This is a genomic window from Streptomyces sp. rh34 (assembly GCF_002551245.1).
In the GTDB taxonomy this organism is placed as follows: Bacteria; Actinomycetota; Actinomycetes; order Streptomycetales; family Streptomycetaceae; genus Streptomyces.
Genome location: NZ_NTGZ01000212.1, coordinates 1 through 12570, shown reverse-complemented (window position 1 = coordinate 12570; position 12570 = coordinate 1). Strand labels below are relative to the sequence as shown.

At 71.2% G+C, this 12570-nt stretch carries 8 protein-coding genes; 1 reads left to right on the top strand and 7 read right to left on the bottom strand.

Annotated elements, in window-relative coordinates; genetic code table 11:
• Window positions 1–70: 70 nt before the first annotated feature.
• From CR470_RS28735 to CR470_RS28705, 7 genes are all read right to left on the bottom strand, one after another.
• The gene (locus tag CR470_RS28735) at window positions 71–742 is read right to left on the bottom strand and encodes a hypothetical protein (RefSeq protein ID WP_097870418.1); all 672 of its coding nucleotides are present in this window, start codon (window positions 740–742) and stop codon (window positions 71–73) included.
• Window positions 743–860: 118 nt separating this feature from the next.
• Complete coding sequence (locus tag CR470_RS28730; RefSeq protein ID WP_257138948.1) at window positions 861–4619, bottom strand: S8 family serine peptidase; 3759 nt, start codon at window positions 4617–4619, stop codon at window positions 861–863.
• Window positions 4620–4724: 105 nt separating this feature from the next.
• Window positions 4725–5867: an XdhC family protein gene (locus CR470_RS28725; RefSeq protein WP_097870417.1), complete on the bottom strand. Its 1143-nt coding sequence runs from the start codon at window positions 5865–5867 to the stop codon at window positions 4725–4727.
• Window positions 5868–5936: 69 nt separating this feature from the next.
• Window positions 5937–7394, bottom strand: coding sequence for an NCS2 family permease (locus tag CR470_RS28720; protein WP_097870416.1), 1458 nt, complete (start codon window positions 7392–7394; stop codon window positions 5937–5939).
• A 334-nt stretch (window positions 7395–7728) separates the two neighbouring features.
• Entirely contained in the window at window positions 7729–10146 is a 2418-nt protein-coding gene (locus tag CR470_RS28715; protein WP_097870415.1) for a xanthine dehydrogenase family protein molybdopterin-binding subunit, read from the bottom strand.
• Window positions 10143–10742: a (2Fe-2S)-binding protein gene (locus CR470_RS28710; RefSeq protein ID WP_097870414.1), complete on the bottom strand. Its 600-nt coding sequence runs from the start codon at window positions 10740–10742 to the stop codon at window positions 10143–10145. The genes CR470_RS28715 and CR470_RS28710 overlap by 4 nt, the downstream gene beginning before the upstream one ends.
• 2 nt (window positions 10743–10744) lie before the next feature.
• Window positions 10745–11635: an FAD binding domain-containing protein gene (locus tag CR470_RS28705; protein WP_097870413.1), complete on the bottom strand. Its 891-nt coding sequence runs from the start codon at window positions 11633–11635 to the stop codon at window positions 10745–10747.
• Window positions 11636–11973: 338 nt separating this feature from the next.
• On the opposite strand from CR470_RS28705, the gene CR470_RS28700 reads away from it, so the two are divergent.
• Window positions 11974–12570, top strand: a 597-nt coding sequence (locus CR470_RS28700) for a PucR family transcriptional regulator ligand-binding domain-containing protein (protein WP_179892399.1), incomplete at its 3' end; no start/stop codon positions are given.

Genomic DNA, 12570 nt, shown 5'->3' with positions numbered 1-12570 from the left:
AGAGACAGCCCCGGAGGCGGACTGACCGCGGCGCCACCGGCGGGCGGGCGCCCGGCCTCCGGGGCGCGGCCTACTCCCCCGTGCCGACCGGGTACCCGATCTCCTTGATGTCCTCGGCCAGTTCGGCGGGGGCCCGCTCGGGGGCGAGGGCGGCGATCACCTCGTCGGTCAGCGGCCGCAGCGCATAGACGTGGCGTACGGCTTCGAGGTCGATGGAGACCTCGAAATGGTCCTCGGCCCACTCCCGGTAGGACTCGGGGGTGCCCGTGACCAGGAGCTGGAAGAGCCAGTCGGCCCCGTCGGAGTCCTCACCTTCCTCCGGGAACTCGATGGACCCCGCCCGCCAGCGGTCGTCGTCGCTCGCGCGCCAGAGGCAGGCGGTGACGACGGGCATGCCGAACTCGTCGGTGAACGAGGGCTCGTCGACGTAACGGCGGAACACGGTGGGCACCTCGTCGAGCACCCCGGGCCAGGGGCCGTCGTCCACGTACGGGCTCATCGGCGACTCGTGGTCGAAGCCGCGCGCGTACGCCCCGTCGGCGGAGAAGACCACGCTGTACTCCCCGCCCGAACCGTCCCGCATCGAGGCCATCGCCTCCGTAGGCGACCACCGCGCGTCGTAGCTGTGCCAGCGGTGGTCCCACTCGGGACACAGGATCGCGTCGAGCATCGCCAGGGAACGGCAGAGGTCGGTGAGGGCGGATATACCCGGCAGCCTGCGGGCCACGTCGTGAACGCTCATGGTGCTATCCAACCGCACCGGCCCGGCGGGATCGTTCACGCGCTCCCCCGAACGCCCGCCGGCAGAAGGTGGTCCGCGGCCCCGCGCCCCCGAGGGGGTGCGGGACCACGTCAGCAGGTCACTTCAGGCCGAAGGCCCGGATGATCTCCTGGTCGACGACGAGCCCGCCGGGGCCCTCCGCGTGCGCCTTGAGCGAGACCGACGTCGCGCCCTTCGGCGGGGTGCGGAACGAGGCGGTCCACTCGCCGGCCTCCTCCTTGCGGAGGTCCACCTTCGACCAGTGCTTGCCGTCGTCGTAACTGACCGACAACGAGGCCTTGTCCGCCTTCACCGCGCCCGGCAGCCATTCCTGGGTGCCGGAGGAGAGGCCGATCTCCGTCGGACGGCCGGCCCGGACGTCGCCCGCCAGGTCGGTGTCGACGGCGTAGTCCAGCTGAAGCATCGGGATGTCGGCCCGGTACGCGCCGCCCTCGTCCAGCGCGCCGGAGACGAAGCCCCACTCGGAGTGGGTGCGGGTCGACGTCTTCCAGGTCTCCGCGTCCCGCTCCGAGTCGATCACCAGGCGGTACGGGAGCCTCTCGGCGGCGAGGTCACCGACGTAACCGGCCCTGCCCGCACCCTTCTTCAGCTCCGTGTCTCCCTGGTAGAAGGCGTACGAGGTGGTGTCGTACTCGTTCTCGGGCATCGAGCCGGAGTGGCCCGCGCCCGCGTCCGTCCACGGGGTGATGTTGAACTGGACGTCGTTGGACACCGTGCGGAACGGACCCCAGTAGCCGGTGCCGAGACGGGGGCGGACCACCGGGGCGAACCACTCGGCGCGGTAGTCCTTGCCCGCCCGGTAGTCCAGCTCGGCGCTGCGCATCTCGTGCGCCCGGTCCGACTTCTCCGCGTTGAGGACCGCGTGGTTCTCGTACCAGAAGGAGTCGCCCGGGAGCGGGTTGACCCATTCGGTGCGGACGTCCGGGAACTGCTCGTACTCCTCGAAGCCCAGGCCGGGCCCGTAGTCCGGGATGTCGTAGCGGTAGCCGCCGCCGAGCGTCTTCTTGTGGCCGTAGAAGGTGTTCTCCACCTTCGCGAGCTGGCGGGTCGAGGGGGCGAAGGCCAGCGAGCGGTCCGGGATCGTGCCGTCGTGGCGGTCCACCAGGTCGTACACGTAGTCGGCGAACTTCTTCTGGCCGACCTGGACCTTCTGGCCGCGCTGCGCCGCCCTGATCAGGCTTTCGCCCGCGGAGGACTGGACGGAGGCGACCGGGATGGTGGTCTCCTCGCCGTACGGGGTGTAGCTCTCCATCGCCACGCCGCGCTCGTCGTTGACGACGAACAGGGCCTCGGCCCCGGCGGCCAGCGCCGCCGCGAGGCGTTCGGCGGGAGCGACGTCGGCGCTGCGGGTGATGACAACGGCCTTGCCGCGCGCGTTCACACCCCGGTAGTCCTCCTGCGTGCCCTTGCCCGCGTACACCGCCTTCAGCTTCTGCCTGCGGTCCTCGGCGACCGCCGCGCCGCCCTGGACGAAGACCGGCACGTCACGGCCGTCGGCCTCGACGTCGATCAGCTTCTCGCCCTGTCGCCAGCGGGTCAGGAAGCTGAAGCTGCCCTGTGTGACCTTCTTGGTGGGGCTCGCCCACAACTGGTCGTACGTCAGCGGTATCTGGAACGCGTCGCGCTGGACGGTGCCGTCCGGGGCGGTGCGCGCCATGTCGTAGCGGAGCTGGCGGGTCTCGGTCTCCTTCGGGGTGCGCACGTCGATCCTGCGGGCCTTGGAGGCGTCGAGGGTGACGGTGGTGGAGCCGGTCAGGATCGTCTCGGGGGCCGCGAGGAACGCGACGGCCCTGGAGTCGGGGCGGTCGCCGTCGATGTCCACGGTGGCCCATGCGGTGTAGTTGCCGGGCGGCAGGCGCAGGGTGGTCTCACCGCCGCCGACCTGGACGAGGCCGAGCTGCGGGTCGCCCAGTTCGGCGAGGACGACGAGGCCGTCCATCGGCTTGCCCGCCCGGTCACGGAGCTTCACCGTCAGGTCGTGCAGCTCCTTCTCCTTGGTGAGCGCGAAGCCGGTGTGCGCTACGGTCGCGCCCGCCGCGTCGCTCGCGACGACCTGGCCGGAGAAGGTGGTGTCGTTGTCGACCTTCGCCGGGTCGAGTGACAGGACCGCCTCCGCGGTGCCGCCGGCCGGGACGGTCAGCGTGTCGGCGGAGAGCGTGTAGGCCGGCTCGTCCGTGTCGGTGGCCAGGTTCAGTGTGACGTCCGTGTCACCCGCGTTGCGGTAGGTGATGGTGCGCTCGGCTACCTGGTCGGACGGGCTGTGCGGCCAGTCGTAGGAGGCGACCCGGACCGAGCCGGTGGCCTCGATCGTCGTGTCGATCGCCGCCTTCACGTCGAGCCGGCCGGTGCCCTGCTCGTACGGGGTGTACGCGTCGAGCTTCTCGGACGAGGTCATCAGCGCGTCCTTGATGCGCTGACCGGACCAGTCGGGGTGACGCTGCTTCAGGATGGCGGCCGCGCCCGCGACATGGGGCGTGGCCATCGAGGTGCCGGACAGCGGCTGGTACATGCCCTCGATACCGGGGATCGACTGCGAGGCGGCGGCGTTGATGCCGACGCCGGGGGCCGACAGGTCGGGCTTCAGGCCGTGCGAGCGGACCAGGGGGCCCATCGAGGAGAAGTCGGCGCGGCCGTCCTGCTTGTCGACGGCGGCGATGGTGAGCGCCTGCTCCGCGGAGCCGGGCGAGCCGATGGTGCCCGCCCCGTACGCGTTGCCGGCGGCGATCACGAAGAGCGGGCCGCCGTTGGCCGAGAGGGAGTTCACCGCCTGGGACATCGGGTCGGTGCCGTCGTCGGGCACCGGGGAGCCGAGGCTCATCGAGACGACGTCGGCGCCTTCCGCCTTGGCCCACTCCATGGCCTCGATGATCCCGGAGTCCGCGCCGGATCCCCCGTCGCCGAGGACCTTGCCGACGAGCAGGTCGGCCGCCGGGGCGACGCCCTTGTTGGCGCCCTCCGAGGCGGCGCCGGATCCGGCGATGGTGGAGGCGACGTGCGTACCGTGACCGTTCTTGTCGTCGACCTCCTCGCCCGGGACGAAGCTGCGGGCGCCGACGACACGGTCCTTGACGTCCGGATGGTCGGCGTCGATGCCGGTGTCCAGGACGGCGACCTTGGCGCCCTTGCCGTCAAAACCGTCCGCCCACGCCTGCGGGGCGCCCACCTGCGGCACCGACTCGGTCAGCAGCGCCTCGGAGCGGCCGTCCAGCCACAGCTTCGCGATCCCGCCGTCGAGTGAACGGGCCTTGTCGTGACGGGTGATGGCGCTCCAGAACGTCCGCGCGCCGCCCTTGTCGGCCGTGAGGGCGGCCCCGTGGACGGATTCGAGGGTGCGGACCTTCTTCGCGCCGCGCGGCGCGGTGGGCAGGGCCTTGGCACGCGCGGGCGGGTAGGTGGCGATGAGCGGGACGGAGCCGGTGCCCTCGTCGTCGTATCCCATCCGCACCAGCGCCGAGACGTTGAACAGGCGTCGGTCCAGGGCGCCGGACGCGATCAGCGTGGTGGCCTCGTCGGGCAGGACGTACACGTCCTCACCCGCCTGCTGGATGCGGACGCCTCCGCTCGCGCCGTCGGGGCGGTCCACGGTGACGGTGTCCCGGTCGCCGGGGCCGTCCACGTAGCGCACGACGTCACCGGTGATCAGGGTGACGGTGTGGCTGTCGGTGCGGGTGTCGGGGCTCGTGGCCTCGGCTCGCGGTGCGGGGGCGGCGCCGGCGGTGCCCGCGAAGGGGACCAGCGTGCCGCCCAGCAGGGCGGCCGAGGTCGCCAGGAGCAGGGCTCTGCGTCCTGGGCGAGCGGATCTCGCCCGGCCGGGAACGGAGGAGGGGGAAGAAGTCATGCAGCTGATCTACCGGTAAATCCCGGGCGACCGCTGCGTATCCGACGGGCGGGAAACCGCCGTGGCGGCAACCCGCCCGAGGTGGACGCGGTGTTGACGGGCGTTTCAGGCCACCGAGGCCAGGGGCTGTCCGCTGCTGTCGTGATGGATGGGGGTATGGGCTCCGGTGAGCGGTACGCCGCTGCCGCCCCGCCGGACCGCGACGATCTCGGCGGCGATGGACAGGGCCGTCTCCTCCGGCGTACGGGCACCGAGGTCGAGGCCGATCGGCGAGTGGAGCCGGGCCCGTTCACGGTCGGTGAGGCCGATCTCGCGCAGCCGGTCGTCGCGCTCCAGGTGGGTGCGGCGGGAGCCCATCGCGCCGACGTAGGCGACCGGGAGGCGCAGGGCGGTCTCCAGCAGCGGAATGTCGAACTTGGCGTCGTGGGTGAGGACGCAGAGCACCGTACGTGCGTCGGTCGCGGTCCCGGCGAGGTAGCGGTGGGGCCAGTCGACGACGATCTCGTCGGCTTCGGGGAAGCGTGCGGCGGTGGCGAAGACCGGTCGGGCGTCGCAGACGGTGACGCGGTAGCCGAGGAACTTCCCGGCGCGGACCAGAGCGGCGGCGAAGTCGATGGCGCCGAACACGATCATGCGGGGCGGCGGGACGCTGGACTCGACCAGCAGCTCGATGGGCCGGCCGCAGCGGGAGCCCTCCGCGCCGATGGCGAGCGGGCCGGTGCGGCCCGCGTCCAGCAGGGCGCGGGTCTCGGCGGCGGCGGTCCGGTCGAGCGCCGGGTGGCCGCCGAGCCCGCCCTCGTGGCTGCCGTCGGCGCGGACCAGGAGCGGGAGTCCGAGCAGCTCGTCGGGTCCGTCCGTGACGCGTGCCAGCGCGGCCGCCGTCCCCTCGGCGGCGGCCGCGAGCGCGGCGGCGAACACCGGGCGGGCGGGGTCGTCCGTCCGTACCGGTGTCACCAGGATGTCGATGACGCCTCCGCAGGTCAGACCGACCGCGAAGGCGTCCTCGTCGCTGTAGCCGAAGCGCTCGCGGACGGATTTCCCGTCGTCCAGGGCCTGTTGGCACAGTTCGTAGACGGCCCCCTCCACGCATCCGCCGGACACCGAACCGATGGCCGAGCCCTCGCGGTCGACCGCGAGGGCGGCCCCTGGCTGCCGGGGCGCGCTGCCGCCGACCGCCACGACGGTGGCGACGGCGAACTCGCGTCCCTGCGAGACCCACCGGTGCAGCTCTTCGGCGATGTCCAGCATGGCGTATCTCCTCAGGTGTGAAGGGGCGCGGGGCGGGTCCGGCCATGATCGCAGGACCGGCCCCGGGCGTCAGTGGACGCCGAGCCAGCTCTCGATCGGATTGAGGGCGAAGAAGACGATGAAGATCACCGTCAGTCCCCACATGAAGGCCCCGACCTCGCGGGCCCGGCCCTGGGCGAGCTTGATGGCGCTGTACGCGATGACACCCGCGGCGACACCGGTGGTGATGGTGTACGTGAAGGGCATCAGGACCACGGTCAGGAAGACCGGGATGGCGACCGAGCGGTCGCTCCAGTCCACGTGCCGGGCGTTCTGCATCATCATCGCGCCGATGACGACGAGGGCGGCGGAGGCCACCTCGGTCGGCACGATCGCGGTGAGCGGGGTGAAGAAGAGACAGGCGGCGAAGAAGAGGCCGGTGACGGCGGAGGCGAGCCCGGTCCGGGCCCCTTCCCCGACGCCGGTCGCCGATTCCACGAAGACCGTCTGGCCGGAGCCCGAGGCGACACCGCCGATGACGCCGCCGGCGCCGTCGATGAACAGCGCCTTGGACAGGCCCGGCATGCGGCCCTTGTCGTCGGCGAGCTTGGCCTCGGTACCGACGCCGATGATCGTGGCCATCGCGTCGAAGAAGCCGGCCAGCACCAGGGTGAAGACGATCATGCCGACCGTCATCACCCCGACGTCTCCCCAGCCGCCGAACTCGACGTTCCCGAAGAGCGAGAAGTCGGGGGTGGAGACCGCGCTGCCCTCCAGCTCCGGCGGGCCGCTGCTCCACTTCTTGGGGTCGATGTCGACGATCGCGTTGATGACGATCGCGATGACGGTGCCGACGGCGATGCCGATGAGGATCGCGCCGGGGATGTCGCGCGCCTGGAGCATGAAGATGAGCAGCAGGGTCACGCAGAAGATCAGCACGGGCCAGCCGGCGAGTTCACCGGCCGGGCCGAGGGAGACGGGGGTCGCCTGGCCCTGGTGGACGAATCCGGCCTTGTAGAGGCCGATGAGGGCGATGAAGAGCCCGATGCCCATGGTGATGCCGTGCTTGAGCGCGAGCGGGATCGCGTTCATGATCATCTCGCGGAGGCCGGTGACCACCAGGAGGCAGATCACCACACCGTAGATCACACACATGCCCATGGCCTGCGGCCAGGTCATGTTGGGCGCGACCTGCGAGGCGAGCACGCCGGAGACGCTGAGCCCGGCGGCGAGCGCCAGGGGCACCTTGCCGACGAAGCCCATGAGCAGGGTCGTGGCGGCCGCCGCGAAGGCGGTCGCGGTGATCAGGCCGGGCTGGCTGAGGAGGTTGCCGTTGACGTCCTCCCCGCCCAGGATCAGCGGGTTGAGCAGGAGGATGTACGCCATGGCCATGAAGGTCGTGACGCCGCCGCGCAGCTCGCGCGCGACGGTGGATCCTCGTTCGGATATGTGGAAGTACCGGTCGAGCCATGATCTTCCGGCGGGGACGCGCGAGCCGGGGCCCGCACTTTCCGGGCTGGTTCTCGGTTCCACTGACTGCTGGGTCATGATGCCTGACTCCCAAGGTTCACAGGGGCACCCGCTTGGAGATTCCTGAATGCGGGATTTGGGATGGCTGCGTCGGCTGCACGACCCGGGGACGGCCGGGACGGACGGTGAAGCAGAACGGATGTGCCGGCGGCACGGATGATCCGTGAGGCGATGCCGTGCTCTCGGCACGGCGGTGAAGAACCGCGAGCGGTGCGGTACTTGGTGTCTCCGGGCGGTGCGGGGAGCGGAAAAGTGTGACGTTCTCGGCGCTGCGCACCGCCCGGAGAGTTCGGGGGGACCGCTCGGAGACTGGGCCGGGCGAGCTCCGGTGGGAGGTCGCCCGGCGGGTCTCTCAGGTGCTGGTGAGGTGTTCGGGCCGCACCGGTGTCCTGTTGAGCTCAAGGCCCGTCGCGTTCCTGATCGCCGCGAGGACGGCCGGGGTCGACGACAGGGTGGGGGCCTCGCCGACGCCGCGCAGACCGTACGGGGCGTGCTCGTCGGCGAGTTCGAGCACGTCGACCGGGATCGTCGGCGTGTCGAGGATGGTGGGGAGCAGGTAGTCCGTGAAGGAGGGGTTGCGCACCTGCGCGGTCTGCGGGTCGACGATGATCTCCTCCATCACCGCGACGCCCATGCCCTGGAGGGTGCCGCCCTGGATCTGGCCGAGGACGGAGAGCGGGTTGAGCGCCTTGCCGACGTCCTGGGCGCAGGCCAGTTCGATGACCTTGACCAGGCCGAGCTCGGTGTCGACCTCGACGACCGCGCGGTGTGCGGCGAAGGAGTACTGGACGTGGCCGTTGCCCTGTCCGGTGCGCAGGTCGAACGCCTCGGTGGGCCGGTGGCGCCACTCCAGCTCGATGTCGATCGCCTCGTCCTCCAGGACGTCGGCGAGGTCGGCCAGCACCTCGCCGCCGTCGGTGACGACCTTGCCGCCCTCCAGGAGGAGTTCGGCGGTGGCCCAGGCCGGGTGGTACGTCCCGAACTTGGTGCGGCCCAGCTCCAGGACCTTCTCCCGTACGGCTTCGCAGGAGTTCTTGACCGCGCCGCCGGTGACGTACGTCTGGCGGGAGGCGGAGGTGGATCCGGCGGAGCCGACCCGGGTGTCGGCGGGGTGGATGGTGACCTGGTTGACGCCGAGTTCGGTACGGGCGATCTGGGCGTGGACTGTGACGCCGCCCTGGCCGACCTCGGCCATCGCGGTGTGCACGGTCGCGACCGGTTCGCCGTTGATGACCTCCATCCGGACCCGGGCGGTGGAGTAGTCGTCGAAGCCTTCGGAGAAGCCGACGTTCTTCAGGCCGACCGCGTAGCCGACACCGCGCACGACGCCTTCGCCGTGGGTGGTGTTGGAGAGCCCGCCGGGCAGCGCGCGGACGTCGACGGAGGTGCCCTCGCTGCCCGCCGCCAGCCACTGCTGCTCGGGCGGCAGCGGCCGGGACTTGACCCGGCGCAGCAGTTCGGCGACCGGGGCCGGCGAGTCGCAGGGCTGTCCGGTGGGCAGCAGGGTGCCCTGTTCCATGGCGTTGAGCTGCCGGAACTCCACCGGGTCCATGTCCAGCTTCGCGGCGAGCTTGTCCATCTGCGCCTCGTAGGCGAAGCACGCCTGGACCGCGCCGAAGCCGCGCATCGCGCCGCAGGGCGGGTTGTTGGTGTAGAGCGCGATCGCCTCGATGTCGACGTCCTCGATGGCGTACGGGCCGACCGAGAGCGAGGAGGCGTTGCCGACGACCGCCGGGGAGGCGGAGGCGTAGGCCCCGCCGTCCAGGACGATGCGGCACTTCATGTGCGTGAGCTTGCCGTCCTTGGTGGCGCCGTGCTCGTAGTGGAGCTTCGCCGGGTGCCGGTGGACGTGTCCGAAGAAGGACTCGAAGCGGTTGTAGACGATCTTGACCGGCTTGCCGGTGCGGAGCGCCAGCAGGCAGGCGTGGATCTGCATCGAGATGTCCTCGCGGCCGCCGAAGGCCCCGCCGACGCCGGAGAGCGTCATGCGGACCTTCTCCTCGGGCAGGCCGAGGACGGGGGCGATCTGGCCGAGGTCCGAGTGCAGCCACTGGGTGGCGACGTACAGCTCGACGCCGCCGTCCTCGGAGGGCACCGCGAGGCCCGACTCGGGGCCGAGGAAGGCCTGGTCCTGCATGCCGAAGGTGTAGTCGCCGGTGACGATGACGTCGGCCCGCTTCGCGGCCTCGTCGGCGTCGCCGCGGATGATCGGCTGGCGGTGCACGATGTTGGGGTGCGGGACGTGACCGATGTGGTGGTCGTCGCGGCCCTCGTGCACGAGCACGGCGTCGGGAGCGGTCGCCGAGGCCTCGTCGGTGACGATCGGCAGCTCGCGGTACTCGATTCTGATCTTGGCGGCGGCGCGGCGCGCGGTCTCCGGATGGTCGGCGGCCACGATGGCGACCGGCTCACCGTGGTGGCGGACCTTGCCGTGGGCGAGAACCGGGGTGTCCTGGATCTCCAGGCCGTAGTTCTTCATCTCGGCGGGGAGGTCGTCGTAGGTCATCACGGCGTAGACGCCGGGCGTGGCGAGCGCCTCGGAGGTGTCGATGGAGACGATCTCGGCGTGCGCGACGGTGGAGCGCAGCGTCTGGCCCCACAGCATGTCCTCGTGCCACATGTCGGAGGAGTACGCGAACTCACCGGTGACCTTGAGGGTGCCGTCGGGGCGGAGCGTGGACTCGCCGATGCCGCCCTTGGTGGGCGAACCCTGGGTGATCTTGGTGGGGGTGCCGGCCGGTACGGTCTGGGCCTTCGGGGGCGTCGTCATGACTGGACCGCCTCTTCCTGACGGGCGGCCGCGAGGCGGACCGCGTCGAGGATCTTCTCGTAACCCGTGCAGCGGCACAGGTTGCCGGAGAGCGCCTCACGGATGTCCTGGTCGGACGGCGAGGGGGTGTGCTCCAGCAGCTCGTCGGCGGCCACCAGCAGGCCGGGGGTGCAGAAGCCGCACTGGACGGCTCCGGCGTCGATGAACGCCTGCTGGATCGGGGAGAGTTCGACGGCCTCGCCGGTCTGGCCGTCGGTGGGCCCGGACTGCCGGCGCTTGGCGGCGTCCAGGGTGGTGCCGCAGGCACCGGAGGCGCAGCCGCCGCCCGGGTGGGCGTCCTCGCGGTGCTTGGCGTAGTCGGCCAGGCCCTCGACGGTGACGACCTCGCGGTCCTGGACCTGGCCGGCGGCGACGAGGCACGCGCAGACCGGGACGCCGTCCAGCCGGACGGTGCAGGATCCGCACTCGCCCTGCTCGCAGGCGTTCTTGGAGCCGGGCAGGCCCATGCGCTCACGCAGGACGTACAGGAGGGACTCGCCCTCCCACACGTCGTCGGCTTCCTGCGGACGGCCGTTGACCGTGAAATTGACTCGCATGGTTACGCAGCTCCTTCCAGCGTGCGGCCCGCGCCGCGGTACTGCTCCCAGGTCCAGCCGAGCGTGCGGCGGGCCATGATGCCGACCGCGTGCCTGCGGTACTTCGCCGTGCCGCGTACGTCGTCGATCGGGTTGCAGGCGCCGGACGCGAGAGCGGCGAACTGCTTGGCGATCGCGGGGGTGATGATCTTTCCGTTCTCCCAGAACCCGCCCTCTTCGAGCGCGGCGTTCAGGAACTCCTCGGCCTCCTTGGCCCGGACGGGCGTCGGGGCGGCGGAGCCGATGCCGGTGCGCACGGTGCGGGTCTCGGGGTGCAGCGCGATGCCGAAGGCGCAGACGGCGATGACCATGGCGTTGCGGGTGCCGACCTTGGAGTACTGCTGGGGTCCGTCGGCCTTCCTGATGTGCACGGCGCGGATCAGCTCGTCCGGCTCCAGGGCGTTGCGCTTGACCCCTGTATAGAAAGCGTCGATGGGAATCAGCCGCGTTCCGCGTACGGATTCGGCCTCGACCTCGCAGTCCGCCGCGAGCAGGGCCGGGTGGGCGTCACCGGCCGGCGAGGCGGTGCCGAGGTTGCCGCCGACGCCGCCGCGGTTGCGGATCTGCGGGGAGGCGACGGTGTGCGAGGCGAGCGCCAGACCGGGCAGCTCGGTGCGCAGGTGCTCCATGATGGCGCTGTACGGCACGGAGGCGCCGAGCCGCACGCTCTCCTGACCCACCTCCCACTCGGACAGCTCACCGATGCGGTTCAGGTCCAGGAGGTACTCGGGCCGCCGGTGGTCGAAGTTGATCTCGACCATCACATCGGTGCCGCCCGCGATGGGCACAGCCGTGGGGTGCTCGGCCTTGGCGGCGAGCGCCTCCTCCCAGCTGGCGGGGCGAAGGAAGTCCATGAGTGGCTCTCTTCTTCTCAATCGGGTCGTTCGCTGGGGCTGGGGGACGGCCGGCCCTCGACTGGCTCGTTCATATGGTGTTCACGTGGTGTGTGGCCCAGTACACAAGCCCCGCTCCTACCGGTGCAGTCACCGAAACACTGAAGGAGTTGGCTGGTGTCCGTCCGCGTCTTGTAGATTCGAACGAATGGCGGGAACCAGTAACCTCTCCGCAATTCACAGATACCCGTATCCCCCATGGCTCCCCCACCCCGCGACCTCCTTCACCCACTTCCACCTTCACCTGCTCCTTCACGAACTTCACCTGCTCCCCCTACGGAAAGATCGGCGGCGACGAGATGCGGCTGCGCGCACTGCTGGAGACCGACGCGCTGGGCCTGCGGCTGCTCGGCGGCGAGGACGAGCTGGACCGCGCGGTCCGGGGCGTCATGACGACCGACCTGCGCGATCCCAGCCGCTACCTCTCCGGCGGAGAGCTGGTGCTCACGGGCCTCGCCTGGCGCCGGGGCGCGGCGGACTCCGAGCCGTTCGTCCGGATTCTGGCGGGCGCCGGGGTGGCCGGACTCGCGGTCGGCGAGGCGGAGCTCGGCGACATCCCCGCCGATCTGGTCGAGGCGTGCCTGCACCACCGCCTCCCCCTCTTCGCCGTGGATGTGACCGTGGCATTCGCAACGATCACCGAGTACGTCGTACGTCAGGTCTCCGGCGAGCGGGCGGGCGATCTGGCGGCCGTGGTGGACCGGCACCGGCGGCTGATGACCTCGGGCCCGGCGGGCGGCGGCCCCGAGGTGGTGCTGGACCTCCTCACCTCCGACCTGGACCTGCGCGCCTGGGTCCTCTCCCCCACGGGCCGCCAGATCGCCGGGGCGGGCGCCCCGCTGCCCGGACCGCTGGGCGCGGCGCTGGCCGGGCACCACCTGGCCGCGACCCGTACC

Excerpts from the sequence above, each read along its gene's own strand:
- CR470_RS28730 (WP_257138948.1), bottom strand. The coding sequence starts at position 4,619 with ATGACTTCTTCCCCCTCCTCCGTTCCCGGCCGGGCGAGATCCGCTCGC.
- CR470_RS28735 (WP_097870418.1), bottom strand. The coding sequence starts at position 742 with ATGAGCGTTCACGACGTGGCCCGCAGGCTGCCGGGTATATCCGCCCTC.
- CR470_RS28710 (WP_097870414.1), bottom strand. The coding sequence starts at position 10,742 with ATGCGAGTCAATTTCACGGTCAACGGCCGTCCGCAGGAAGCCGACGAC.
- CR470_RS28715 (WP_097870415.1), bottom strand. The coding sequence starts at position 10,146 with ATGACGACGCCCCCGAAGGCCCAGACCGTACCGGCCGGCACCCCCACC.
- CR470_RS28705 (WP_097870413.1), bottom strand. The coding sequence starts at position 11,635 with ATGGACTTCCTTCGCCCCGCCAGCTGGGAGGAGGCGCTCGCCGCCAAG.
- CR470_RS28720 (WP_097870416.1), bottom strand. The coding sequence starts at position 7,394 with ATGACCCAGCAGTCAGTGGAACCGAGAACCAGCCCGGAAAGTGCGGGC.
- CR470_RS28725 (WP_097870417.1), bottom strand. The coding sequence starts at position 5,867 with ATGCTGGACATCGCCGAAGAGCTGCACCGGTGGGTCTCGCAGGGACGC.